At 32.6% G+C, this 25,464-nt stretch carries 23 protein-coding genes and 3 pseudogenes; 5 read left to right on the forward strand and 21 right to left on the reverse strand.

Annotated elements, in window-relative coordinates:
* Positions 1-110: 110 nt before the first annotated feature.
* The 5 genes from MKY70_RS15005 to MKY70_RS15025 form a co-directional block, all read right to left on the reverse strand.
* Positions 111-671: an AAA family ATPase gene (locus tag MKY70_RS15005; RefSeq protein ID WP_341024917.1), complete on the reverse strand. Its 561-nt coding sequence runs from the start codon at positions 669-671 to the stop codon at positions 111-113.
* A 112-nt stretch (positions 672-783) separates the two neighbouring features.
* Positions 784-1,545: a class I SAM-dependent methyltransferase gene (locus MKY70_RS15010; RefSeq protein WP_341024920.1), complete on the reverse strand. Its 762-nt coding sequence runs from the start codon at positions 1,543-1,545 to the stop codon at positions 784-786.
* A gap of 229 nt (positions 1,546-1,774) precedes the next feature.
* Positions 1,775-3,568: a Xaa-Pro dipeptidyl-peptidase gene (locus tag MKY70_RS15015; RefSeq protein ID WP_341024923.1), complete on the reverse strand. Its 1,794-nt coding sequence runs from the start codon at positions 3,566-3,568 to the stop codon at positions 1,775-1,777.
* Between the two features lie 136 nt (positions 3,569-3,704).
* A complete protein-coding gene (locus MKY70_RS15020) occupies positions 3,705-5,081 on the reverse strand; it encodes a sensor histidine kinase (protein WP_341024926.1) in 1,377 nt (458 codons plus the stop codon).
* A complete protein-coding gene (locus tag MKY70_RS15025; protein WP_341024929.1) occupies positions 5,074-5,721 on the reverse strand; it encodes a response regulator transcription factor in 648 nt (215 codons plus the stop codon). The genes MKY70_RS15020 and MKY70_RS15025 overlap by 8 nt, the downstream gene beginning before the upstream one ends.
* 121 nt (positions 5,722-5,842) lie before the next feature.
* On the opposite strand from MKY70_RS15025, the gene MKY70_RS15030 reads away from it, so the two are divergent.
* Positions 5,843-6,259, forward strand: a complete 417-nt coding sequence (locus tag MKY70_RS15030) for a hypothetical protein (RefSeq protein WP_060749962.1) — start codon at positions 5,843-5,845, stop codon at positions 6,257-6,259.
* Between the two features lie 39 nt (positions 6,260-6,298).
* Here the strand turns inward: MKY70_RS15030 and MKY70_RS15035 are convergent, their stop codons facing one another.
* The 6 genes from MKY70_RS15035 to MKY70_RS15060 all read right to left on the reverse strand — a co-directional run bounded on the left by MKY70_RS15035 (position 6,299) and on the right by MKY70_RS15060 (position 11,536).
* On the reverse strand, positions 6,299-6,712 hold the full coding sequence (locus MKY70_RS15035) for a GNAT family N-acetyltransferase (RefSeq protein ID WP_002012933.1): 414 nt from the start codon (positions 6,710-6,712) through the stop codon (positions 6,299-6,301).
* A 130-nt stretch (positions 6,713-6,842) separates the two neighbouring features.
* Positions 6,843-7,517 carry an HAD family hydrolase gene (locus tag MKY70_RS15040; RefSeq protein ID WP_341024933.1) on the reverse strand — a complete coding sequence of 225 codons (675 nt, stop codon included), beginning with the start codon at positions 7,515-7,517 and terminating at the stop codon, positions 6,843-6,845.
* A 29-nt stretch (positions 7,518-7,546) separates the two neighbouring features.
* Positions 7,547-8,248, reverse strand: a complete 702-nt coding sequence (locus MKY70_RS15045) for a 5'-methylthioadenosine/adenosylhomocysteine nucleosidase (protein ID WP_341024936.1) — start codon at positions 8,246-8,248, stop codon at positions 7,547-7,549.
* A gap of 21 nt (positions 8,249-8,269) precedes the next feature.
* Positions 8,270-9,268, reverse strand: a complete 999-nt coding sequence (locus tag MKY70_RS15050; RefSeq protein WP_341024939.1) for a phosphotransferase — start codon at positions 9,266-9,268, stop codon at positions 8,270-8,272.
* Between the two features lie 69 nt (positions 9,269-9,337).
* Positions 9,338-10,957 carry a M3 family metallopeptidase gene (locus MKY70_RS15055; protein ID WP_341024942.1) on the reverse strand — a complete coding sequence of 540 codons (1,620 nt, stop codon included), beginning with the start codon at positions 10,955-10,957 and terminating at the stop codon, positions 9,338-9,340.
* 210 nt (positions 10,958-11,167) lie between these two features.
* The gene (locus MKY70_RS15060) at positions 11,168-11,536 is read right to left on the reverse strand and encodes a DUF3888 domain-containing protein (protein WP_341024945.1); all 369 of its coding nucleotides are present in this window, start codon (positions 11,534-11,536) and stop codon (positions 11,168-11,170) included.
* 284 nt (positions 11,537-11,820) lie between these two features.
* Between MKY70_RS15060 and MKY70_RS15065 the strand changes: the two genes are divergently transcribed.
* Positions 11,821-12,408, forward strand: a complete 588-nt coding sequence (locus MKY70_RS15065; protein WP_341024948.1) for a GNAT family N-acetyltransferase — start codon at positions 11,821-11,823, stop codon at positions 12,406-12,408.
* Positions 12,409-12,624: 216 nt separating this feature from the next.
* On the opposite strand, the pseudogene MKY70_RS15070 reads toward MKY70_RS15065, so the two are convergent.
* Positions 12,625-12,943: pseudogene (locus MKY70_RS15070) on the reverse strand (helix-turn-helix domain-containing protein); the annotation flags it as partial.
* 431 nt (positions 12,944-13,374) lie between these two features.
* Positions 13,375-14,235: a DegV family protein gene (locus tag MKY70_RS15075; protein WP_289404047.1), complete on the reverse strand. Its 861-nt coding sequence runs from the start codon at positions 14,233-14,235 to the stop codon at positions 13,375-13,377.
* Positions 14,236-14,460: 225 nt separating this feature from the next.
* Between MKY70_RS15075 and MKY70_RS15080 the strand changes: the two genes are divergently transcribed.
* Positions 14,461-14,892, forward strand: coding sequence for a GNAT family N-acetyltransferase (locus MKY70_RS15080; RefSeq protein ID WP_341024953.1), 432 nt, complete (start codon positions 14,461-14,463; stop codon positions 14,890-14,892).
* 363 nt (positions 14,893-15,255) lie between these two features.
* Here MKY70_RS15080 and MKY70_RS15085 read toward each other — a convergent pair whose 3' ends face one another.
* From MKY70_RS15085 to MKY70_RS15095, 3 genes are all read right to left on the reverse strand, one after another.
* The gene (locus MKY70_RS15085; protein WP_341024955.1) at positions 15,256-16,491 is read right to left on the reverse strand and encodes a BC_2427 family protein; all 1,236 of its coding nucleotides are present in this window, start codon (positions 16,489-16,491) and stop codon (positions 15,256-15,258) included.
* Positions 16,492-16,618: 127 nt separating this feature from the next.
* The gene (locus MKY70_RS15090) at positions 16,619-17,314 is read right to left on the reverse strand and encodes a CsxC family protein (protein ID WP_341024957.1); all 696 of its coding nucleotides are present in this window, start codon (positions 17,312-17,314) and stop codon (positions 16,619-16,621) included.
* A gap of 593 nt (positions 17,315-17,907) precedes the next feature.
* Positions 17,908-18,678: a GNAT family N-acetyltransferase gene (locus MKY70_RS15095; RefSeq protein WP_002013350.1), complete on the reverse strand. Its 771-nt coding sequence runs from the start codon at positions 18,676-18,678 to the stop codon at positions 17,908-17,910.
* A gap of 490 nt (positions 18,679-19,168) precedes the next feature.
* On the opposite strand from MKY70_RS15095, the pseudogene ycaC reads away from it, so the two are divergent.
* Positions 19,169-19,804: pseudogene (gene ycaC / locus MKY70_RS15100) on the forward strand (isochorismate family cysteine hydrolase YcaC).
* Between the two features lie 542 nt (positions 19,805-20,346).
* Here ycaC and MKY70_RS15105 read toward each other — a convergent pair.
* Positions 20,347-21,084, reverse strand: a pseudogene (locus MKY70_RS15105) (BC_2878 family exosporium-associated protein).
* A gap of 300 nt (positions 21,085-21,384) precedes the next feature.
* On the opposite strand from MKY70_RS15105, the gene MKY70_RS15110 reads away from it, so the two are divergent.
* On the forward strand, positions 21,385-21,705 hold the full coding sequence (locus MKY70_RS15110) for a hypothetical protein (protein ID WP_002136820.1): 321 nt from the start codon (positions 21,385-21,387) through the stop codon (positions 21,703-21,705).
* 54 nt (positions 21,706-21,759) lie between these two features.
* On the opposite strand, the gene MKY70_RS15115 is transcribed toward MKY70_RS15110, so the two are convergent.
* Genes MKY70_RS15115 through MKY70_RS15130 form a run of 4 tightly spaced genes read right to left on the reverse strand, consistent with a single transcriptional unit; the run spans position 21,760 to position 25,399 of the window.
* Positions 21,760-23,295 carry an MDR family MFS transporter gene (locus MKY70_RS15115; protein ID WP_341024959.1) on the reverse strand — a complete coding sequence of 512 codons (1,536 nt, stop codon included), beginning with the start codon at positions 23,293-23,295 and terminating at the stop codon, positions 21,760-21,762.
* Between the two features lie 23 nt (positions 23,296-23,318).
* Entirely contained in the window at positions 23,319-24,026 is a 708-nt protein-coding gene (locus tag MKY70_RS15120) for a polymer-forming cytoskeletal protein (protein ID WP_061674101.1), read from the reverse strand.
* Between the two features lie 25 nt (positions 24,027-24,051).
* A complete protein-coding gene (locus tag MKY70_RS15125) occupies positions 24,052-24,762 on the reverse strand; it encodes a bactofilin family protein (RefSeq protein WP_078176547.1) in 711 nt (236 codons plus the stop codon).
* Between the two features lie 13 nt (positions 24,763-24,775).
* A complete protein-coding gene (locus tag MKY70_RS15130) occupies positions 24,776-25,399 on the reverse strand; it encodes a YhbD family protein (protein WP_341024963.1) in 624 nt (207 codons plus the stop codon).
* Positions 25,400-25,464 lie beyond the last annotated feature (65 nt).

The raw sequence follows: 25,464 nt of genomic DNA on the forward strand, positions 1-25,464 counted from the left end.
TATATAAATGACGGTTTCTCAATAAATTAGTGACCGTCCTTAATATAAATAGTATATGTAGTTAGTAGGAGAATGCTTGGACAATGAAAACGTAACAGCATTTAAGTATTTTACAATCGGAATTTTTCCTTAATCATTACAGCTACTTCTTTAGCACTCAAATGAGTATTATTAATTTTTATGTACTCTTCTTTTTCAATTTCATCATGAAATGAATTTAATCTATGTTTTTTCATCGTTTCTTTTAAATTTTTTTCAGACCATTCAATGTCTCTTTTTTTCGGTTTATGCTCTAGTCTATGTGGACTTTTATTTCGCTCTAATCTTTCGTCTAATTCTGCCTCGAGCTCTACAAAATATACTGCTGCGCCTTTTGATTCAAAAATACTTACTACATGGTTTATGTAATCCCAATCCGATTGAAGATCAAATGCCCATACATATGTAAAAATCATTCCGTATAAATCACTTTTAGACACTTCTTCAAATATTTCATTACGAAACAAACTTACTAATCTTTTTGCTTCCTTTGTACCATAATCAAAAAATGGACTTACTAAATCAATGGTCATGTGATTATGAAAAATTTTCAAATCTGTTAGTTTCGCTAATTCTTGTCCGACTGTCATTTTCCCGACTGCTTGCGGGCCAAATATTAAGATGAATTTCATTTATTTTCCTCCGATCTTTCTCTATAAACAATGAAATAAAACATATCCTAAAATTGAAAATAAGGCAGTCGATGTTGTGTCGATTGCCTTATTTTCATGAATAATTCCTATATTATTCCTTTCGTACAGCTTCAAAAGTAATAATTTGTTCTGCATTTGACGGTTGCTTTTCATAAACATAGTCAGCAGAGCAAGTAATGTCAGTGAAACCTATACTTTCTAAAAGGAGTCTAAACTCTTCTATTCCATACCACCGCATTGCAAAACGTTGTAGTTCAGTTTGTACTAACTTTCCTTTACTCCATTTTTCATATTTTAAATATGATACAGTTACTTGGTTAAGCCAATCTATTTCAATTGATTTATTTTCTAATGTAATTCCGTCCCCGCTTGGTAGAGAAAAAGTCGATGTATGAATCTCACCCGTCTTCCAGTCATATGGAAGCGCAAGATCTACAATTAAACGCCCGCCTAGATTAAGATGTCGATAAAAACATTTCAGAGCATTTATAGAATCATCACGATTTTCAATTAAACAAAAGGATCCAGTAGGAATTATTATCGCTTCATATTTATGTGGCATTGAAAATTGTTGTAAGCTTCCTTCATATAAATTAGGATGCAAGCCTCTCTCTTTACACCGCATACGGCAAGAATCTAGCATTTCAGGTGAATAATCTATCCCATCAACTTTAAAATCAGCTTCAAGAAGTGGAATAATGACACGCCCTGATCCTACTGCTGCTTCGAGAATTCTTCCCTCACAATTATTTAAACGTTCTTTGTAATACTCAATATCACCATTTAAAGAATAACCGACAGGTTTTGTGTAATCATAAAGTTCCGTACAAAGTGCACTATAAAAACTAAACATTTATTTTCTCCTCCGTTTTATGTGTACGGAAGATTCTAATTTGCTTAATCTTTCCGTACCTCAAATTTCAATGAAAATTCGAAAGAGCTGACTGTCATAATTTATCACTCACTTTCCATGTAATATATTTACATTGTATAATATTCCCTTCCGATTGGGAATGTAAAAATCAAAAATTCTGATTATAAATAAAAGAGCTTACTATAGTAAGCTCTTCATCATAAACCATTTACTTCACAATCGGTAATGTCAATTCACTCAATTTCACCGTAAGCTTTGTTCCTGCTTTCGGTCTAATTGTATAATCATAGTCACTTGAGATTAATACGACTCCAATTTGATGTCCTGCTTTAAATACGTAATCATCTGGCTGCATGTCCCATGTAAATGTATAATCTTTACCAGGTTGAATCGCTGTTGAATTCTCTATACTATTTAAATTTTGTGGATCCATCCAACCTCTCGTTACAATTTCAGGCTTCGCCCCGCCATAATCAACGAGTAATGCTGTTAAATTTGATACAGACCGATCAATATTCCCTTTAATTGAAATCTTCGGCGTACCACTTATTCGCATATCTTTTTGCAGTACAGGCATTGTATATACTAATCGATTCGCTATTTCTAACTCAGGGTTTTCTGCTAGTTGATTTGACTTTATTTTAGCATCATCTACTAATGAGAAAACATTGTTTACTGATCCCATACTTAATGGTAAATTGACTGCTTTATTACTTAAATACATACGGATTTTTGACGGTACAGCCGCTGGATCTGGCCAATTTTTTATTTTTTGCCACGTCTTATTTTCACGTTGTACATCTACCATCGGTTCATCCATAACTCCATTTTCAATTCCATATAACCAATAATCGAACCATTTATTTTGCGTTTGTTGCCAGTTATTACTTGATGTTCCGCCGTGTCCACCTTGATGCAACCACATTTTACGCGGAACATTATTTTTACCAAGAGCTTCCCACCACTGAGAAAACTGCTTCGTCTTTACGTTCCAATCGTTTAAACCATGAACGACAAATACGCTCGCTTTTACATTTTTAACGTCTTTTACATAGTTACGTTTATCCCAAAAATCATTATAATCACCAGTTTTTCGGTCTTGTCCAGCAGTTAGCTCTTTTATAACTTGTCCGCAAACTTCAGGATTCTCCCTTGTTAGTACTGCTTCTGCCATATTATCCGTATCTTCCCCTTGATACCCACCTGGCGCAATGACCGCACCATTTGCACGATAATAATCATACCAACTACTAATCGCTGCGATTGGAATAATTGTTTTTAACCCTTCCACTCCTGTCGTTGCGACAGCATTTGGTAATGTACCATTATAAGAAACTCCTGTCATCCCTACATTGCCCGTAGACCAATTTGCATTTACTTCCTTACCATCCTCTGTATATGCTTTTGCACGCCCATTCACCCAATCAATGACAGACTTCGTCCCTAGTATTTCTTGCTCATCTCCAGTGGTCGGACATCCATCTGATTTCCCAGTTCCGATACTTTCACCTAAAATGACTGCATATCCTCTTGGAACGTAATAATTTCCGTATGAACCAAGATTAACAGCTCCATACGGTTTTCCTCCATATGCATTCAATTCTTCATCAACATTATAAACAGGAACATCTTTTAATCCAGATCGATATGGACTCATTTCATAAATAACGGGGACTTTCACATCTGGGTTCGTCTTTGGACGCATAACCTTTACTGATACACGATCTTTTTTACCATCACGATCACTATCAACTTCTGTCTCTACAAATAGATTTTCTACGATGGCTTCATCAAGTGAATAGATTGGCTTCGTCATCCCATTTTCTAATTCAATTTTCGTATTTGACATTAAATCCTCTGAAATTTGACCATTTAACATAACATTTTTGTCTTTTACAGAGCTCCCTTCATTTTCTGCATGTGCAGTCATACTAGAAACTCCTGAAGTAATTGTTAAAGATAATATAGCTGAAAGTGTTATTGCTAATTTCTTTTTCCTCATGCCCTTCCCTCCCCATATATTCCTTCTTTTACTACACATTAAAAATGCAGAAAATTCAGTTTATATTTCGTAGAAAGTTGAGAAATTTGTAAAACATTCGAATCTTTCAAGATAATAGAAAAGGAACTAATAACAATTAGTTCCTTTCTATATACATATAAAATTTTATTTCTCCATCTTCTACCGAAACTCCGTATTCAAAACCATGTCTTTCTAATATACTTTTTACAATCGCTAATCCTAATCCAGTACCTGATTTTTCTTTACTGCGAGAAGACTCTAATACGTAAAAAGGCTCCCAAATTTTATCTATCTCTTTAATTCCCTCAGCAGCAATACCATTTTGAATTTGAAAATACACAATGCCATTTTTCTCTTCTAATGTGATTTTTATATTTTGATTCGTTGTATATTTTATCGCATTAGAAATTAAATTTTGAAAGACCATTCTCATTTTATTTAAATCAGCATAAACAATCGTGTCACCAACACTATAGTTCACTTGCAACTTAATTTCTTTCGACTCCAGTTCAATCTTATGCTTATCTATTATACTTTGTACTAGTGGTTCAATAGGGAATTCTTCTTTTTGTAAAATATCTCTTTCTAGTTTAGAAAATCGCAATAACTCTTCAATTAAATTTGAAATTTGATCTGTTTGTTTAATGATTGTATCAACATATGTGCCATCATCTAAACCGTCTTTTATTCCCATAGAATATGCTTTTACTAATGCGATTGGTGTTTTTAATTCATGAGTTACATCGCCCATAAATCGTTTTAAGTGGTCATTTCGATCTGTTAAATCTTGATGTGCTTCATGTAATTTATCACTCATAATGTTTATACTATTTGCTAAATCACCTATTTCATCATTCGTTTTAACTTTCGTCCGTTTAAATTTCAGACGTGAAATATCTTCTGCGACATCACTCAATTCATTCAGTGGTGTAGTGATTGTTTTTGAAAAAATCCAGACGAGCACGATAATAAGAAATAGTGAGAATCCCAAAATGTATATATAAAATGAGTTAAGCGTTTTAATTACTTCATTGGAATGTGCGATAGAAACTCCTACTAAAATCAACATATCATCTTTCGCAATGTATTTCGCAAAAAAACTAGATTTTATCTTTTCTTGATCATATATTTTATTCGATTGTCCGAGGTACTTCACTTTCGTAATTTCTTCTTTTGTAATCCAAAGTTTATTCAATGCAACTCTCTTTTTTGTAAGTTGCATGCGTAATTCTTCATTAATAGCATCTTCTGAACTATTTATTGATGTATACGCAATCGTAACATTACCTTCATTTTCAATATGATTTATAGCATCATCCAGTTCTTTACGCGGTATTGACTGGATTTGCGCTGTAATGCCTTCTAAGCTTTCGCGTGTTTTGTGCACATTATATTTTGGTAAAAAATAGTTAATTAATAATAAAGAGATGGCAAAAATAAGGATGACTGTTAAAGAGATGCTGAAAAATAACTTTTTACCGAGTTTATTCACACTCTTCCTCCAAACTGTATCCTAAACCGCGATGTGTCTTTATAATATTTCCTCCTATTTTTTTACGTAATCTTCTTACATGCGTATCAACCGTTCGCTCTTCCCCAAAATAATCAAATCCCCAGACGATATCTAACAACTTTTTCCTCGTTAAAATCGTGCCTTTGTGATTTAAAAAGCACTTTATTAATTGTAATTCTGTCTTTGTAATGTCTAATTCTTTCTCATTTTTATATACTTTATTTTTGGTGAAATCTATTTTTAAATCTTGAACTTGAATAACATCTTCATGCTGTACAAGCTTTTTCGCTCGCGTAATTAGCACTCCTGGGTGAAATGGTTTTTTCACATACTCATCTGCCCCGCTTTGAAGAGCTGCTAGTTCATCTTCACTTTCACTTTTCGCAGTAAGCATTAATACTTTTACACTCGAATTCTTTTTCATTTCCTGACAGACAGTAATACCACTACTTTTCGGCATCATCCAGTCTAAAATAGCTAAGTCAATTTTCTCATCATAAAATATTTGAAGTGCTTCCTCTCCATCTTTTGCTAATAAAACTTCGAAGCCTTCTTTTTCAAAATATGCTTTTAAAATTTTCAGCATATCTTGTTCATCATCCGCGATTAATACTTTCATTACATTTCCTCCATTACTTATAAACAAATATCAATTTTATCATACAACTTCTTTGTTACATCAATGTGACATAAAAATATTTACAACGTTTGAGGGTATAGTAAGTGTGAGGTGTTGTTTCATGTTCAAAAAAATAGGAGTCATTACTCTTCTCTTCTTTTTATTATCAACAAATGCATTCGCAAATACAAATAAACAAATTGAAGTATTTGATTGTAAAAAAGAAATGGTGGTCCAAAAACAATCTTTAGATTCAGCCATTCAAAAAGAAGCAGTTCAATACGCAAAATCAATTACTGGTCCATTTAAAAACTTAAATGTCGTTCCGAAAGATGGTCATATGATAAAAATCCCGTTATCAAAACCTGTTCCTATTACAAATCAATGGTTACATACAACAATCGATGAAGTACTCATCCTTCTCCCACTTAATGAAAAACCTTACATTATGCTTTACGATGATGAGAATAATCCCCATTTTTATTATGTAAAAGGTGATCCGAAGGGTTTATTGAAACAAATGAATGTTAAGATGTAATTGCATAAGAAAGGTTCCATACTTGAGTATAGAACCTTTCTACAATCTTATCAGGTGACTTGAACCTTTATAATTTCCGATTTTTACAAATCCATTTGCGCTATAAAACTCCTCACCTTGCTTTGTATCCGAATGTAGAACAACAACGTGAAAATACTTTTCCGCATGTCTTAATAGTTTCTTTAATAACAACTTCCCTAATCCGATGCGCCGATAATCCTTTGAAATATAAAATCTCCTCAATCTGCCAATCTTATTAACTTTCGTATACGGATCTTGATTTAATCCCCCGATTCCAATTAACGTATCACCTCGAAAAATGCCATATAAACATTCGCCCGTTTTACTAAATGTATTTCTTTTACTTTCATATTCATTTATTAGTTTTATTAAGAAGTTAAATCCCTCTTTTGTACTTTCTTGAATAAGGTGATTAATCTCATATTTAAACAAATCTTCAATCTGCTTAATTTGTATATCTTCCAGCTTAATCCCCCACTTTCTCTATCCAAATGTATCTTTTTGAAAAATAAAAATGCCCAAGAATATATTATCCTGAGCATTCATTTGAATGTGAACTTATTCATTTTATTATGTACGTATTCTTCAATTCTGGTAATATTCTCTTCAGTTCCATTAAATCATCAATTACTAAATCAGCATGAGCAAGTTCATCTTCTTGTGCAAAATTAAAATTACATCCAATCGCAATTAAACCATTATCTTTTGCAGCGTTAATATCCGATAAACGATCCCCAACTACCGCTGCCTTTTTTATATCATACTTCTTCAAAATACCTTTAACTAAGTCACCTTTATTTAGCGAGTGTATTTGTTCAATACTGAATGTTTCCGTAACCCATTGGTCTAAATCATAATAAGATACGATTGCTTGTAAATATTCCGTTAAGCCGTTACTAGCAATGTAAACAGAACAATTATTTTCTTTTATAAAACTAAAAACTTCCTTTACATTCGGATATAAAGCACCATTTCCGCTCTTTATATTTTCAATTAGTCTTTCTAAAAAATATGCATCTGTTTGTTCCCTTACTTCATTAGAATGATTAGGTAATAAAGCTTCCCAAACTTTAGGTAAAGGTACACCCATAATTTCACGATATTTATCAATTGGTGTTATCGTATTCCATAATTGTAGTGACCGTAAATGATCAAATGTATCATCTAGTGATAACTCTAAAATTTTATCTGTTTGAAATAAAGTTCCATCCATATCGAAAATTAGTGCTTGTAACATGATATTCTCTCCCATTCTTTACTTATGAACTACAATACAGCTTTACTCGAAATATTTTTAAGCATCTCGACAATAATTTTGGAACAATAATTCGCTGCGGTTTTCGCGAAATCATCATATGAAACTTGCGCTGAATCATCTGCACTGTCAGAAATACATCTCATAACTAGAAATGGTATGTCATTTATATAAGCAACATGTCCAATTGCTGCTCCTTCCATTTCTGTACAATGAGGTGCATATTCAGTGACTAATTGCGCCTTTAATTTTGAATCCTCGACGAAGCATTCTCCGCTGACGATTCTTCCTTCATGAACAGTAATATTTAAACTACTACTATTAACAGCTTTTCGGGCTAAATCTCTTAATTCCTCGCTTGCATGAAACGTTTCTTGAAAAGGAAATAGATTCTTCATTTGATTTTTATTAACATCATGATGCGTAACATTTGTAGAAATAACTAGATCGCCGACTTTCACATCAGGATGTAATCCACCCGCAACACCTGTATTAATAATACAATCTACATCAAACTTATTAATTAATATTTGTGTACATGCGGCAGCATTTACCTTTCCTACACCAGAGCGAGTAATAATAACTTCTGTATCCATGAACTCTCCCTTATAGAAAGGCATGTTGGCAACTGTATGTTCCTCATGTATATGTAGTTTTTCCAAAAGTAAGTCTATTTCTATTTGCATTGCACCGATAATGCCGATTCTGTTCATATATGTAATCCCCTTTTTTATTTATAAATACGCTAGCATATTATGTAGTTCTCCGTAATTTTCAGCTATCCAAATCATTTCTTCTGCAAAACGCGTCGGTGGTACACTGTGTTGATCCATATTGGCATTAATCCACCATGCACTCTCCATATACCACAACATTTGAATTGTTCGAACAATCCTGCCGGCTGTAAAGTCTAATTCCTTACGATACCCCTCTAAAAACGATGCTACAAGTTCCATATTCAACTTTCCATTATCCAAGGCACATGATATAACTGTACGACCAATATCTAAATCTAAATAATCGTAGCCCATACGATCAAAATCAAGAATTGCAGATACATCATTTTTATGAAACAAGAAATTATCTACCCATAAGTCTCGGTGAGCCCAGCCCTTTATACTAGTTTGAAATGGTTCTGTATCCACAAATTTCGTTACCTCTTTTTGTAGTTTAATAAAGGGAAGACTCTCCTGTTTTCCAAGTTGTTTAGCTTCCCTTATCTTATTTTCCCAATGAAGTAACCGATTTTCTTGAGCTGGTAGGACAAATTGAGCATTTTTTCCTTTCATTAAAGATCCATCATTTAACAACTTGTGCATAATGCCAATCATCTGCCCAAGAGAGTTTATTTGCTTTTTATTCACTTTACCAGGTGGCACTAGTTCTCCCTCTTGATGCTCTAATACTACAAATTTTTCTTTAGATTTTGACACGTGAATAATATCACTTTCATGAGTTAATAACTTCGGACAACATAAACCATTATTATGCAATCTTTGTTGCTGCTGTAATGCTTGTACTAAAAGATTTGAGTCGTACAATTTGTAACGGTCTTTATTATATTGTTTTAATACATATACTCCTGCATCCGTTTCAAGCTTCCATTTTAAGTTCAGCCATCCTCGATTAATAGGTGTTGCTTTTCGAATATTCAAGTCAAATAGTTTCTCGCACTCTTCCTTTAACTCTTTAAAAATTAAATTAGCCTTTTCGTTAGATAATGGCTCTATCATCTTTCTTACCCCTTTATACGTTCACACTTAAATTGTATACTTCAAATGCAATTCTGAAAAAACCCTTCATTATATAAGCCGCAAATACTCATCAATATCTTTATCAATCTGTATAAAAGCTTTATTCCAAAATCCATCACTTGTTAGATCTATTTCAAAATGTTTTTTCATCAGTTCTTCAACCGGAGATTTCCCCGTTTCTCGTAAAAATTCTTTATACCTCAAATGAAATTCACTTTTATTTTCTTTCGCTAATTCTAGTAAACTAAAACTTACTAAATAACCAAATGTGTATGGATAATTATAAAAAGGAACATCTGCTATATAAAATTGAACGTATTTCATCCAAACAAACGGCTGATATTCTGTTAATGCATTTCCGTATGCCTTTTCTTGCGCGGCTATAGATAATTTCTCAATTTCATCAGCACTTAAAGGACCTTCCTTGCATTCTTCATAAAACTTCTTCTCAAACTGAAACGATGCACGAATTGCCATAACATAATTAAAACTATTTCTTATTTTCCAGCTAAGCAATGACTTTTTCATCTCTACACAATCTGTTGTTTGAATTAAATAATTCATGATTACCGTTTCAAAGAAAATAGACGCTGATTCAGCTATACTCATTGGAAGATAGTCGTCTAGAAAAGCCGTAGACTGTTCAAAACTCATAACATAAAAATGCCAAGCATGTCCTAGTTCATGAGCAAGTACTCTTACACTATCAATTGTTCCATCATAACGAAGTGAAATACGGGATTCTTTTTCACTGAAAAAAGGAGCACAAAATCCACCCGGTGGTTTATTATCTCTCGGTTCAGCATCGACCCAACCATTCGCTATTGCATTCTGTGCGAACTGTGCCAATTCTTCATCTATATTTTTTAGTGCATCATATATGTTTTTTACTGCTACTGAAAAAGGAATAGCAGTCTCATTACTTTCTTTCCATGTCATTAGCTCGTGCCATGTAATTGAATTCTTTCCTTTTTTATAACCGTTTAACGCAATTACTAGCTTCGTAAGATTTTGTTCTGCTGCATTCCACATTTGGGATAATGCAGTTTCAGAGATGCCATTTGCTTGTAGTGATTGTTTTAAAATCTCTGTCCCTTCCACTTCATCACTTTTAGCATGACGTAATCTTCCTATTTGATTCAATACAGTAGCGAAGATTTCTTTTTCCTTATTCAAAGCATTTGTAAGAGAATCGAATACTTTTAACCTTTCATTATGCTCATCACTATTCATCGCAACGTAATTTGCTTGTCCAAATGATAAAGTCTCTTTATCGTGTATTACTTCTATTTTATTTCTTAATTGTGTATACATATCTTCCCAAGCTTTTAATTCATTTTCTATTAGTTTAATACTTGAATGATTTGTATTAACATTTTGTCCCTTACTAGATTCTATTAATAGTTGAACTTCTTTCTTTAATTGATTTACTTTTACACTTAGTAAAGTATTTTCAGGATGCTTCTCATCTTCAACAACACGGCAATATAAGTAATACTCTGCTTTTTCGATAGCCTGTATAAGTTGTGAAATGATTACTGAGTCTTTTGTTGCTTTATATTCAATTTTTAATCTTTCTATCGTTTCTATAGAAAACGTGAAGTTTTGTTCTTGAGGATATAGCCTGTCCAAATCCCATTGAGATTGAGATTGTATTATTTTATTCATTTTGCACCCTCCTTTTTTTACAAATAGTTACAAAACCCTACTCTTTTCACTATTATATATGAACTATCAAAAATTTAATATCTTGAAATATTCAAACTTATATGAATGTAATTTGATATTTCATTTTCTATTTCTTCCTATTTATATAAGTTGTAAGTATTACTACTTCTGCTAGGGAATTTCTAGGTTCGTATAGAATACACTGTTTATTTACTCTTTCTTTTGTTTGAAGTTTATAACTTTTACTCCACTTGGATTAATGTTATAAGTAATTGTTACAACATGATTTGGTGGGTTATGGGCGTTTGTATAAGTTCGATACTTTGCAACGACAATGAAGTTAAAAGTGTATTTGGGGGATCGGTCAATTTTTATAACCTTCGCATCAGTTAAACTATACTGATGCGAAGGTCCAAGTTTGCTTTGAATCGTTCGACTTGCATACGGAGCCAATAAAGTGTTATAGGAATCATAAAAATCTTTATCAGATATGTTAGCTGCGTTTCCTTCTTTCGGAGATGCAAATATGACCATTATTAGAATCCCGTAAATTACTAGGGATAGTTTACTCTTTAGCATGAGATTCACTCCAGGCTTATTAGATGATAAACTTTAGGATGCTCTAAAAAATAATGACTATTCTCTTTATGTTATTTTTAGCTTATTAAGCATCAAATAAATCAGAGCTTTTACTTGCGAGTCAATATTTTTAATAAAATTTATGCTAGCTCGAATGACTGGAACTGATTTTTAAATATATTTCAAACAAATTGAAAAAATCCCACCCTAACGATATCTAAAGATGCTGGCTTTTACTGAGTATATATAGAATTTAAACATAGTAGAAAGTGAGAGAATAACTTATGACAACTCATATTGTACAATCAACCGACTACAATCAAGCATCTGATGCATTACGGCGCGAAATTGCTGTAATGCTACAGCAGGTTTGGCCAGATTTCGATTCCACGCCTAAGGAAACAATTTCAGAAACTCACCTTAAAGAATTTAATGTACGCTCATTTTATTCCTACATAGATGGAAAGTTAGTCAGCTATGCAGGTGTAGTGCGCAAAACTATCCATCATAATGGGCAAATATTTAATATAGCTGGACTTAGTTGTGTAGCGACTGATCCAGATTATCATGGGCAAGGTTTAGGTTTACAAACAGTTGCTGCAGCTACTGAATGGATTGAAAAACAAAGCGATATAGATTTCGGGATATTTACGTGTAAACCATCTTTAGCTCACTTTTATAATCGCGCTGGTTCCTGGCCTGTTTTACCGGATATAGTGCTTATTGGTAGAGAAGATGAAGATGCTTTATCTAGTGAATCCTTAGAAGTTGTTGTTTTAATGCGTTTGTTTTCAAAGAAAGCGAAATTCCATAAATTAATGTTGTGCCATACCACTATCAATCTTGATTTTCCAGTTGGCCAGTTTCTATAATACAGATAAACAGAAGCCAATTTCCATACGATTAGGACATTGGCTTTTTCTTTTTTATTTTGCTTCGCATATGCAATTCACATTAGCTTTTCTTTCCATACAGAACCGCTAATGCGGGATAAAAAAAGTTTCTCCCTAAGAGCGTTAAAACACGTACTCTTTAGGATAACCTCTAATAATTTATAAACTAAGAAAACATATTACTGAAACCCTGTTTTAATCCATTTTATTTTCAGCTGATAGTTTAAAATACTTAGCAGATAATTTATATGAGCGATTCTCATAATAATAATCCCCAAATTTATAAGCTAATGCGGCAACTAAGCTATATTGCTGTTTTCATATTCTTCTCATATCCATTATAATCTGCCCATATTCTAGATTTTTCTGCTTTAAATCCATATAGTTGAACATGGGCATACGGTACATCACAAATCGATAAAATTTCAAATGCCTCATCTATAAGTTTAGTTACTGTTTGCCAATCTTTTAATTCTATATAAATTTCTATTAAATTCCGAATTGTATATATCTTGCCTTTTAAAGAGAAAGTTAAGAAGTAATTACATACTTTTCATTCGCATAAAACAATTATTTTAGAATTTAAAAAGGATTGAATCAAAAGTTAACTATCATTCATAATTTAAATAATATGATTGGTTAAACTTGCCGATTACATTGAGGGCATCTATTGTAACCGAAACTAAATTAAATAGGCTTAATAGATGAATTCCAAATATCACATCCTATAATTTAGTTTATCGAATTATTTATTAAATATGATTGTAAAACCTAAAAACGATTCAACACGAAAAATAGTAAGATATTCTGGAGGATCCGCAACTCTTTTAATACTAGCCTTCACTTGTTTCCTTTATACCTTCTTACCTAAAAAACAAAGCACTCATAAATAATAAATTCTATATTTAATTTAAAGAAAAAAGGATTGATCAGAAGATCAATCCTTTACTCTACTTCATTTAAGAAGAACAACGTTAACGCACCTGGTCCTGTATGCGCTCCGATTGCTGCTCCAATTGTATTTACGATAAATACTTCACAAGCGAATCTTTCAGTAATTAATGCTTTTAATGCTTCGGCAGTTTCTAAATCATCACCGTGAGTCATACCGATTGTTTGACCTTTAAGGTCTTTCCCGCGCTCTTCCATAATATCAACAATTCGGCTTAATACTTTCTTTTTCCCTCTTACCTTTTCAAGTGGTACAAGTTTTCCTTCATCCACATTTAAGATCGGCTTAATGTTTAATAAACCACCGATAAAACCAGCTACTTTACTTAAACGCCCACCTCTCACTAGATACTGCAAGTCAGCTACAGTGAAGATATGTTCCATATGGTTCATTAGAAAAGCGACACGGTTTAATATTTCTTCTTTTGATGCGCCCTCTTTTGCCATTTTTGCAGCTTCTAATACGACAATACCTTGACCGAGTGAGGCACATTTTGTATCAATAATTTCTAAATCTAAATCAGTGTATGTTTCTTTCACTTCTTCTTTAATGAGAACTGACGATTGATATGTACCAGACAGTTCAGATGAGAAAGCTAAATATATACAAGGATTACCTTCTTTTGCATAAGAAACAAATTTTTCTTGGAAAGTTTCAAGTGAAGGCAATGACGTTCTATAAACTGCGCCTTCTCTCATTTTTTGCAGTAATGTAACCGATCTTAATGTAACCCCATCTAAATACTCTGTTTCTGCTTCATCATATACACGGAGTGGAATTAAATCAATATCATATGCTTGCAGCAATTCTACCGGTAAATCCGCCGCACTATCCGTAATGATTTTAACACCCATTTTTAAACCTCTATTCTGTTATAAATATAAAAAATATAAAATAAAAATAGTACTTTTAAATTATATACGTAAAACTTAAATGAAGAAAGGAAAAGACTTTATATTGTATGCACTATTCTTCAAAACTTGAACTGCAAATAAAAATGATTTCATTTTAACCTCTTTTTACAAGTTATTACACTGTGTATAATGAGAATATTACATTTTTTCTGAGGGAGGATACATATGAGTATTCAACTAGCTATATATAATGATTTAGAATGGGTTAATAATCATTATGAATCGATAGGATTTGTACCAAGTGATTTAACACGAGACACAGTTGCGATCATTACATATAACAACGAGTATGCAGGTGTTGGACGTTTAGTCCAAATAGATGAAGGTACTATTGAAATGGGTGGAATTTTTATTCTCCCTAAATTTAGAGGTCTACAATTAGCTGGGCAACTCGTTTCATTTTTAGTACAAACTGCAAAAAAATTACAAATACTAAATGTGTATTGTCTTCCTTTCGAGGAACTAGAAAACTTTTATAAAAAATATGGCTATACTGAAGTCGATACTACGAAAGAAGTTGTCCACCCAATTATTCTAAAAAAATATAATTGGTGTTTGGAAAATTACGATAAACATGTTTTACTATTTAAGTTGTGAGTTTTGTAAAAAAGGAGTCAATGCACTTTGTATTACACATCAGATTATACAAGCAATTATCTGTGAATAAGCTTCTTTATTCAAACAACATATACGCCACATTTTATACCCGTTTTTAATAAGTGTTAGCAAGTTCGTTGACAAACTTGTTAGCACCTTTTTAAAACTTAAACCTGAAGAAATTCATACAATTAAGTAACTATCCTAGCTAGCAATAATATCATCCTTCATAAATATTAAAATGAATTCATTGAGGATAAACCGTTTGGAGGATATTCTATAGCACTGAATGATTTACAAAAGATTACGCATTGATACGCTACGAATAAAAATAATGAGCTAATCAAGGGAATATAATCATTTTTATGTAATTCGCACTTGTACTTCCTGTTCTTGTATCACTTGAATGATTAATTCCAATACAATATTTTGTACTAACTGATACACATTGTCATGAAATGTACTTTGTTCTGATATGTATTCAATACATTGATATATATATCCTTCTACCAATAAGCTCCCTTTTTCAACTGTAAATTTATTTTGTCCATTCTTTTTTACTTTTGGTACTAAAAATTCGGTTTTTGTCAAAACAATCTCCTGTTCCACCTCTTTTATTCCTATGACTTTTTCTGTAAATACCACTTTTTCTCGTAAACTAATTTCACCTTTATATCTTCCTATTTCTATTGGTAGTCTGGCTGTTATATAATTACTTACTTCTCCCCCATTTTCACTCTCTAATACTATGCTGTGAATAGGAATCCATGAAGATGTCTCTACCTTATTCTCTTCATTATTCCCTTTAACTTTTTGATTATATAATTCAACAAGCACTCTCTTTTCATGAAGATTTAAAGAAACTAATTTACAATAAGCCTCCGAATGATACTGTTGCACTGTAGTTAATAACTTAGAATCTAATTCACGCCCCTCCGCATCTTTTTCATTTCGAAATACAAATGCATCTTGATTTTTCACATTTATTTTTGGAAATACTTTAAAGCTAGACACTTCTGAAATAATAGAAAATGGCGTTTTCACTACCATTGAATGCACTGAAGTCTCTATTTTTGATCCTAAACCTATACTTTCTCTCTTTGATTCAGTTTCTTCACTTTTTTTCTCTGATTCATTTGCTACTTCTACTTTCTCTAATCCAATCACTTTATTTTCTTTTGCTGGTTCAGTCTCTTCACTTTCTTTGTTTGATTCAATTGCTATTTCTTCTTTCTCTAATTCTCTTTCTTCATATTCTTTTACTGATTCAATTTTCACCTCTTCTTCCTCTAATCCAATCGCTTTATTTTCTTTTGTTAATCCAGTTTTTTCACTCTCTTTCTCTATTCCAATTACTTTATCTTCTTTTTTTGACTCTGTTTCTTTACTTTCTTTCTCTATCCCCATTGCTTTATCTTCTTTTTTTGACTCTGTTTCTTTACTTTCTTTCTCTATTCCCATTGCTTTATCTTCTTTTTTTGACTCTGTTTCTTTACTTTCCTTTTTTTCTCTTATTTCGCGCGAATCATCTTGAACATTCAGCATTTTCCATTTGTAAACTTTGTTCCATATTTCCTTACCAACCCATGGCTTATTCATCACCATCCCCCCATCTGATGAAATTCATAAAAATATGCTTTTTGTACGCGACCATTCCATCATTATATATGTTTTATAATAATAAAAAAGACATTGTCTTTTTATTAAAGACAATGCTTTTTTAGTCTTATACTTGTACTTGTTGTACTTGTAAAACTTTTAAAGTAAGATCTAGTACAATTTTTTCACGAAGAGTTCCAAATGGCTCGTTTAATTCTGTTGGACAAGGTGAAAAGTCTAATTCGAAAAATTGTGCGCTTACTAATTCACAATATGGTTGTTCATTATAAAAAACTGTATTTTCGAAGAAGTATTTGTCTAAACGTGGTAAATCACCATTTTTAGGATTAATAAAGTGAGATGTAGTATCTGAGGAAGAAGCTACTACAGCTTGTGATAGAAAATCAGCTGCTGTTAAATCTGCAAAACCAGAAAATGGAACATTTGCAATACGATCATATAGCACTCCATTACACTCATCATTTGCATATTCAATATTTTTACGAATATATCCTTGTACAAATAATTTTGCTCTTGTAACTCGGCGATAATTTGTACCTGGTACTGGAGTAAATGCTACAGGAACTAACTTACATTGTGTTAAAAATACATTTTTTAACACACGTTTAATCTCAGTTGCTGGAGGATCTAATGAAATATCAGATTCTACAACAATTTGAATTGTTCTTTCTGCTAATACAACTGGTATTTTTACAATCGGTGTTCCTGGAGTAAGAATTGGTGATGCAGCTGCATCACTTAATGGCGTTTGAGTTTGTCCATCTACCTGACATGGTACATTAATTGGGCATTGTTCGCTCATATTTTATAATCTCCTTTATACAATATTTTGGAGTTTTTTAACTCTCTATACTGTATATGTATCTCTTCTATCAATGCGTGGGTTTGTATAATAGTTACTTTCATCATTTACAAAAAAATAGCAAATTTATTGTTAGTTAAACACACATAACTTAATATATTAAGCCTTTATGATTATCTACCTATATAAAAAGAGAATTTCTGAACCCTCATCGTGGAAGTAGGAACTGATGTGTTAATTATATTCACTAGTAATAGAAGAAAAATCAATATTAGTATCACTCTACTGTTGAAAAAAATAAAAACCGACTAAAAAAAGTCGGTTTTTATACCCAAATTTTTGCGGAATCCCTTCATCCTTATCATTAATATCATTGTTTTATTCTCAAATTTTTCACTAAAATTTATCAACTCTTCTTAGGAAACCAATCTTGTCGTCATTCTTTTCCCTTAATTTCATTTATTAACATCTCTTTTAATACCTTTTTATCTTTGGATAGTTTAGTTTTTGTTTGCAATTATAAAAAATAAGACTACTAAACGTTAATTTACTAGTCTTATGACGTTGTACAATCCGTACACGCTCCCGTTCATTCACTTATTATTTACAAAATAAGTATCATATGCCTTATCAAAAACATACCCTAGCTTTTCTGCTAATTTGACAGAAGTACTATTCGCTGCGTCCCAGTTTGGATACCTCCCCTTTTCTAAACAATCCAATATTAAGGTCGCACAAACTACAGTTGCCAATCCCTTTCTTCTATGATCAAGATCAGTAGCAACTTCAATTTCAATACCATCATTATAAATACTATATGATGATGCACCGCATACGACTTCTCCATTATACAAAATGCTATAACCTATACCTCGATTTACATAATCATCTATTGATCGAAATTGACTTGTAAAATCTTCAGAAACGTTGTGTAATGTTGGATTATTTGCGATATGCTCATCTATTTTTCTTAATTCATATCCTTTTGGAAGTGCAGTTATAAAAGATTGTAATTTTGAGCGATTAAACACTTCTGCATTTCTTTTAAATTTATATCGTAAAAACTTATCTATTTTTCTTTCATGGAATGTTTCTAAACGCTTTTTCCATTGATCACTATTTACGATTACTAAAATTCTTTCAGGGATGTTACGTAATAACTCTTCTGTCTCTTTTGCATTTGGATCCCCAGCGTAAAATGTGAAAATCCCTACCGTAATTTGCGCTACTGTCGGGTTTTCAAGATCGTTCACCCAGGCATTGCCCATATGTCCTTGTAAATAAGAAAGTAGAACAACATTATTAAAATCCTCGAACATAGAAACTAATTTTTTTCTTGTATGTATTTTTGCCTCATATATCATTTACATTCCCGCTTTCTTTAAAATCAACTAGACTCAACATTTTCATGAGTTAACTTTTATTAGTATTCTTATACACACTTATTTATTATCTAAGTAAATGTCTATGAAACTCAACTCTCAAATATCAAATAATTATAAATTATACGTAAATTCAATTTTATTATAACATCTAATTTCATTGAAATGATTTACCAATCAAGAATTGCTATTTTCAGATTCATTTTAGTCCTCATATCTCATTTTCTATTTACAGGTAAAAACATTATTATTCACAAATAATAGATAGCATTAGGACCATACCACATAGCTATCCACTCAATTAATACATTGTTTCCCAAAACGAAAAATTTGTAATTCCTCAATATGAAAATACATACATCCCAATATTCTAATGAAAACTATTTGTTGATAAATTTTTGCATGTATACCAAATCAAGATAAATAACTGTAAGATTGATTTGTAAATAAGCTTATTAAGGGGGATTATAAAATGTCTGATTTGTATTCTCGTCTTTCAAAAAGTGATGCCGCGGTTCTTCTAGTGGATCATCAAACAGGTCTTATTTCCAGTCTAGTGCGTGACTATGGTGTTGATGAATTCAAGAATAATGTTTTAGCTCTTGCGAATACCGCTAAGTTTTTTGATTTACCTGTTATTTTAACAACTAGCTTCGAAGACGGTCCTAATGGTCCACTCATGTAGCAATTAATCGAACTATTTCCAAATGCGCCTAAAATAGCGCGTCCTGGACAAATTAACGCGTGGGACAATGATGAATTTGTAAAAGCTATTGAAGCAACGGGTAAAAAACAGTTAATTATCGCAGGTGTCGTTACTGATGTTTGTGTTGCGTTCCCAGCTCTATCAGCTATAAATGCAGGGTATGAGGTATTTGTTGTAACGGATGCATCTGGAACTTTTAGTAAACAAGTTGCTGATGCCGCTCTTATGCGTATGGCTCATGGAGGGGTGCAACTAATGAACTGGTTTAGCGTTGCAGCAGAATTACAGCGTGACTGGCGAAATGATGTTGAAGGTTTCGGAGCTTTACTTGCTAAGCATCTTCCAAGTTATCAAAATATCATTGGAAGCTATATGGGGGCTCAAAGAGAGCTTAGCAAGTAAAATCTTAATATAAAATCAGAATTGGTATTGTATTTTCGTTAACTTGATGGCGATATATGGTAACAATGATGACTAATTATTCCTAATAAAATTCACTCCCCAAAAAACTTACAGCAGGTATTTACATAATTAAAAAAAGGGCTGTCGTAGCAGCCCTTTTTTTAATTTTTTTACTAATATTGTATAATCGCCTACTCCACCGCTATATTTATTTACACTTAAATAAATATCCCCTGCAATTGACTTCTTTCATATTTTATTGCGTAAGCAGGGTACCTAATTTGCATGTTTATGGCAGTGACGCATTAAGGAATAACACGTATCAATTGATAGTACAAACCAGCCTATTTCCCGCTACTACGGTCTATACAGTATAGAAAACAATAAATATCTTTACTTTCATTAGTGTATCTAAAGAGAAGCTAAAAAATTTCCGATTCCACACAGTAAATGGCTAAATTCAAATGTAACAATATTTCATTTGATCATTTTTATGTAAAAACCCTCATTATAGTGTACGAGGGTTAATTACGATAAATACGTTATAACTCCTTCTTAGAAATGTAAGATTCCGTCTCACCATTTTTATATATTTTAGTTAACTTAATAATTGAATTGTACATCATACTATTGTCGTTAATAATCTCTTTTTTCATCTCTTCTATTTCGGCATTTCCAATTCCACTCTCTATTTTTAAACAGTTTGAAATGTTGAGGTATCCATTTGATGCGAAAAGAATGATAAACGTAATATCAGGGAAGTTAATAAACAGTAATCCAAATTTCAATGGATTTCCAGTTATATCCGATAAGATTAATCGAAAATCTAACAGTTCAGGTACCGGAACGAAATCTTTAGAAACAATCGCTTCACCTACTATAGTAATTTGCTTTACTACATTCCCAAGCTCATCTACAAATTCAATACATCTAGGTGGATGAATCGTTGTTGCCTGTAAAGATAAACTTAATTCAGGATTATTAAAATCGAAGAATAGTGTACTTCCCTCAGTTAAACAATTTGGACAAACATTTCCAAGTGAACTGAATTCCTCTTCAATAAATTTAACTTTTGTGTTACAACTACAAACTTTCCCTATTCGAATCGCATCAATTCTTGAACAATCTACAAATATTACCTCATCGTCTTCTTGTACAAATGACACGATACCTTTCATCTTGTTAAATGAAAGGAAATAAGATACAACGATTTCGTTTCCAGCTATTACGATACTCTAAACCTTTGTAAAAGATTCTAGACTTTGTAAAAATTCACATATACTAGTTTGACAACATTGACAATTTCATTTCGGCTCGCAATCTACTTACATTCAATCCCTTCCCTATATGTTTTTATCTAATAAACATAATATGAGCGGGATATATGAAAAGCTTGGACAATATAATTTTAACGTAAGGATATAATTAGTTACGCCTAACATCAATATGGAAATTACACCAATAATAAGTAATAACACATAATTTTTACTATAAATACATATAACAATTTCATCTTTCAATGAAAAAGCGTTATAATGAGATGCAGCCTCTAAGATTACGTAATAAAGGAGATTAAAACAATGACTAAAATTAAAGTATATCAAGTAAAAGAAGAAAATATGGAAGCAGTAAAAAACATTATTGATGTTGAGGAACAAAATCCAACTGCTGAAAACTTACAAAATCTATACGCATGTGTATTAGATACTGAAGATATGGCATTGCCTGAATCATACATTGAAGAAGATATCTTAATTGATTCTATGGAAGTTATGGTTAACGCTTCTCAAAGCAAGCTAAGAGACTTAGGTACATATGATGTAATCGAAGTTCAAAACAAAGGTAAGAAAACACACATTTTATTATTAGCAGACGAAGAATACGAAATTATCGAAGGCTAATTCGACTCCGTACATAAGAAAAAGCTCCTTTCAAAATTGAAAGGAGTTTTTTCTTTACGCTTTTGATGTTTCACTTTTCACCTTGTTTTGTTCTTTCTTATATACCATGCGCTCATTTCCCATAAAGAAAACGAATACGAACGCTAAACTTGCTGGGACTAACGCCCACATAAATGTCTGAACGATTGAACTAGAAAGAGCATCAATAATTTTATCTAATATTTGCGGCGGAATTTGAGATCTTGCCGATTCTGATAGAATAGCTCTTGAATCTCCTAAAGCGTTTGTATTCATTCCCCCGCTCATACCTTTAAACGCTTCTTCTAATTGATCCTGGAAACCAGTCCTTTGAATCATTCCGAAGATTGTAATACCAAGTGTCATACCTAATGAACGAATGAAGTTACTCGTTGAAGTCGCAGACCCGCGTTGCTCCATACCGAAGTTATGAATAGCAGCCATACTTAGTACAGAGAATGAGAAACCAACTCCAAAACCGATAATAACCATATAAATTGTTAATAATATACGACTTGTTTCTGGCGTTAATGTACTTAATAAGAATAATCCGATTAGCATAATTACAGCAGAAATAATCATAATGTTTCGGTAGCTAAGTTTTGATGTTAAAAATCCACCTAACTGCGCTGTAACTACTGATCCTAACATCATTGGTAATAACAATAAGCCTGAGTTTGTTGCGGTACCACCGTATACGCCTTGAATAAATAACGGAATGTACACAGTTGCTGACATAAATGCCGCTCCGTAACATAAAGCAATAATTGTACTCATTCCGAATAGACGTTGTTTAAACATCTCAAATGAAATGATTGGTTCTGCTACTTTTCGTTCAATAAAAATAAAAGCAATTACTAAAATAGCGAACCCTGCAAATAAACTTAAAATAAAGCTAGAATCCCAATCATACTTTTGTCCGCCTAATTCTAAGGCGAACATTAAACAAACTACTGCACCAACTAAAGTAATTGCGCCAAACCAATCAATCTTTTGTTCTCTATGAACTCGTGACTCTTTATAAAATAATGTAATAAAAATAAGTGCTAAAATGCCAAGTGGTAAGTTAATATAAAACACCCAGTGCCAACTAATATAATCAGTAATATATGCGCCAAGTAATGGTCCGAAAATACTTGATAAACCAAATACTGCTCCGAATAAACCACCCATTTTCCCGCGTTTTTCTGGAGGGAAAATATCAAAAACGATAGTAAATGCGATTGGCACTAGTGCCCCGCCGCCAATACCTTGAATGGCACGATAAATACCTAACTGTGTAATATTTTCAGCAGTACCACAAAGTGCCGAACCAATCATAAAGACGATTAAACCGAAAATAAAGAATCTCTTTCTACCATACATATCTGATAGTTTACCGAAAATCGGCATACCTGCCATTTCTGCAACCATATAGGCAGAAACAACCCATACAAAGTTTTCAAGACCTCCTAAATCACCAACGATTGTTCCCATCGCTGTTACGACAATGGTATTATCCATTGATGCCATTAAGATACCTAGCAATAAACCGGCAACAACGAAGCCGAGTTTATTATTCTTCTCAACCATAACCTTGCTCTCCCTCATACTACTTATATTTGTTTATGTTCTTTTACGACTGCATTCCCTTTCTGATTAAAACTAGTGTGATATTCTACTACACTAATTTCACAGCCAGGGCCAATTATAACATGATTTCCTCTTACTACGTCTGCTATTGTATGTTCTAAATAAATATCATCCCCTTCAATAATTGATGTTTGAAGGCTTCCTGCATGACTTGTAAAAGGTATAAATCTCGCTTTTTTACGTACTGTAATCTTTTTCCCACCGATTTCTCTCACTTTACTTCCTTCATAACGAAGTGAGATTTCAATATTTTCAGCATTAAGCAAACCATCACTTTCAAGACCACCAGTTAGTAATAATTCCTCTACTTCTATATCTCCCATTACATTTAAAGCGCCTTTCACATCTACGAAATCACCGGATAGCTTCCCTTTAAATTCTATCATACCTCTAACTTTTGTTTTATTAATTTGTCCGTCGCCTTGTACTTGGGCATTGCCATATACTTTTACATATTCCGCCTCCATATTCCCCTGTACTTCACTATCTCCATACACGACATAATTTTTCGCTTTCATATTGCCACGTACTTCACTCGTACCATACGTTTTAAAATCATTACAACTCATATGATTAGAGATTGTTCCTTCGCCGCGTATCTTTACTTTGTTATAATCTCCACCTGCTGAGCTACCTGATCCATTTACAGTAAGACTATGTTGATTTTCCATACCGATTCCTCTCTCCCTTTTAAACTTAAACTTGCTTAATTTCTTTTACATTTGCGCTTTTATCAACAGTAAGAACCCCAGTATATTCAATTAGTTCAATCTCACAGTTCGGCCCTACAGTAACATTGTTTCCCCTTACTGTTTTAATGTGAGCATAATCAATATCGATATTGTCACCTTCTAGCAGTTCAGCTTCTAACTGTAAGCCAAATACTGTTTTAAATAGTCTACTAAAAGCACTCAATCTATGTTTTACCTTAATGGTTTGGCCACCAATTTCTTTCGCTCTACATGTACCGTGAATATTTATATTAATTTCATCTGCGCTTAATAATCCACCAACTGTAAATTGCCCTTCTGAAGAAAAAATATCAACTTCACAATTACCATCAATCGTCGCTTGACCATTGATTTTAAATTCTTCACCAGTTACATTACCACCTATCGTCCCTTTTCCTGCAATTTTTAAAGTGGTCGCCTTTACATCTTGTGTAATTGTCCCTTTCCCATCGATTCGCATCATTTCTGCACTAACTGTACCCTCAACTTTACCTGATCCGCTAATTCTCGCATCGCTACTTTTCAAATCACCAGTAACAATTCCGTAACCATTACATTCAAATTGGTCGCACTCAACGTTTCCATTAACAGTTCCTTTTCCATTTAGTTGCACTTTATAAAACTCTCCACCGTTTGATGAACCATATCCGTTTATAATTAAATTTTCTGTACGCATTATTTCTCCTCCACTACAACAGTTTAGTTTTTAATGCTTCGGTATATTTCATAATTGCTACACGTAAAACAATCTTTGTTCCCTTTTCAAAAATTAAATCCTCAACGCTTGATACTAAGAAGCATGTAGAAATCCCTAACTTCCGAATAATAACTAAGTCACAATTTTTATGTTTAATCGCTTCATAATTTTCACGTAAAACTTGTAAAACCATTTTCCCTTCTTCTAAGCTAACGTCTCCTGATTGAAGAAGTTCTTCTAACACGTATACATAAAGAATATCTACAAATTGAAAATCTGCCGTTTTGTTCGTTTGCTCCATGAAAAATTGTAAAACAGGTTCTGATGTAATTTCTTTACGAATGAGATCTTCCTTTGCTAAAAGAATCTCTGTTACGCTTGGTGAAAACATATTTGCCAATTCATCAAGCGATAGATCCTCTTTCATCGTTTGAATTTTATCAATACGCTCTAATATCTTTTCTTTCGGAAAAAATGTTTCCTGACCTGTGAACGTTGACTTCCGTACAAACCAATCTTCCGGTATTAAATTTTTTCTCTTCCACCTATATAACTGTCCGTATGAAATACCAGTTAACTCTAATAAATCTTTTTTTGAAATTAAATTTGTAATCAACTGTATATCACTCCTTCCTAATAACAATGTAACATAACACTGTTACGCTGTAAACGGACTTTTAT

It is taken from the genome of Bacillus sp. FSL R9-9492 (genome assembly GCF_038007365.1).
Lineage (GTDB): Bacteria > Bacillota > Bacilli > Bacillales > Bacillaceae_G > Bacillus_A > Bacillus_A mycoides.

What these genes read in the sequence shown, in the direction of transcription:
- MKY70_RS15005 (WP_341024917.1), bottom strand. Translation starts at nt 671, where the DNA reads ATGAAATTCATCTTAATATTTGGCCCGCAAGCAGTCGGGAAAATGACA.
- MKY70_RS15010 (WP_341024920.1), bottom strand. Translation starts at nt 1,545, where the DNA reads ATGTTTAGTTTTTATAGTGCACTTTGTACGGAACTTTATGATTACACA.
- MKY70_RS15015 (WP_341024923.1), bottom strand. Translation starts at nt 3,568, where the DNA reads ATGAGGAAAAAGAAATTAGCAATAACACTTTCAGCTATATTATCTTTA.
- MKY70_RS15025 (WP_341024929.1), bottom strand. Translation starts at nt 5,721, where the DNA reads ATGAAAGTATTAATCGCGGATGATGAACAAGATATGCTGAAAATTTTA.
- MKY70_RS15030 (WP_060749962.1), top strand. Translation starts at nt 5,843, where the DNA reads ATGTTCAAAAAAATAGGAGTCATTACTCTTCTCTTCTTTTTATTATCA.
- MKY70_RS15040 (WP_341024933.1), bottom strand. Translation starts at nt 7,517, where the DNA reads ATGTTACAAGCACTAATTTTCGATATGGATGGAACTTTATTTCAAACA.
- MKY70_RS15045 (WP_341024936.1), bottom strand. Translation starts at nt 8,248, where the DNA reads ATGAACAGAATCGGCATTATCGGTGCAATGCAAATAGAAATAGACTTA.
- MKY70_RS15050 (WP_341024939.1), bottom strand. Translation starts at nt 9,268, where the DNA reads ATGATAGAGCCATTATCTAACGAAAAGGCTAATTTAATTTTTAAAGAG.
- MKY70_RS15055 (WP_341024942.1), bottom strand. Translation starts at nt 10,957, where the DNA reads ATGAATAAAATAATACAATCTCAATCTCAATGGGATTTGGACAGGCTA.
- MKY70_RS15060 (WP_341024945.1), bottom strand. Translation starts at nt 11,536, where the DNA reads ATGCTAAAGAGTAAACTATCCCTAGTAATTTACGGGATTCTAATAATG.
- MKY70_RS15065 (WP_341024948.1), top strand. Translation starts at nt 11,821, where the DNA reads ATGACAACTCATATTGTACAATCAACCGACTACAATCAAGCATCTGAT.
- MKY70_RS15075 (WP_289404047.1), bottom strand. Translation starts at nt 14,235, where the DNA reads ATGGGTGTTAAAATCATTACGGATAGTGCGGCGGATTTACCGGTAGAA.
- MKY70_RS15080 (WP_341024953.1), top strand. Translation starts at nt 14,461, where the DNA reads ATGAGTATTCAACTAGCTATATATAATGATTTAGAATGGGTTAATAAT.
- MKY70_RS15085 (WP_341024955.1), bottom strand. Translation starts at nt 16,491, where the DNA reads ATGAATAAGCCATGGGTTGGTAAGGAAATATGGAACAAAGTTTACAAA.
- MKY70_RS15090 (WP_341024957.1), bottom strand. Translation starts at nt 17,314, where the DNA reads ATGAGCGAACAATGCCCAATTAATGTACCATGTCAGGTAGATGGACAA.
- MKY70_RS15095 (WP_002013350.1), bottom strand. Translation starts at nt 18,678, where the DNA reads ATGATATATGAGGCAAAAATACATACAAGAAAAAAATTAGTTTCTATG.
- MKY70_RS15110 (WP_002136820.1), top strand. Translation starts at nt 21,385, where the DNA reads ATGACTAAAATTAAAGTATATCAAGTAAAAGAAGAAAATATGGAAGCA.
- MKY70_RS15115 (WP_341024959.1), bottom strand. Translation starts at nt 23,295, where the DNA reads ATGGTTGAGAAGAATAATAAACTCGGCTTCGTTGTTGCCGGTTTATTG.
- MKY70_RS15120 (WP_061674101.1), bottom strand. Translation starts at nt 24,026, where the DNA reads ATGGAAAATCAACATAGTCTTACTGTAAATGGATCAGGTAGCTCAGCA.
- MKY70_RS15125 (WP_078176547.1), bottom strand. Translation starts at nt 24,762, where the DNA reads ATGCGTACAGAAAATTTAATTATAAACGGATATGGTTCATCAAACGGT.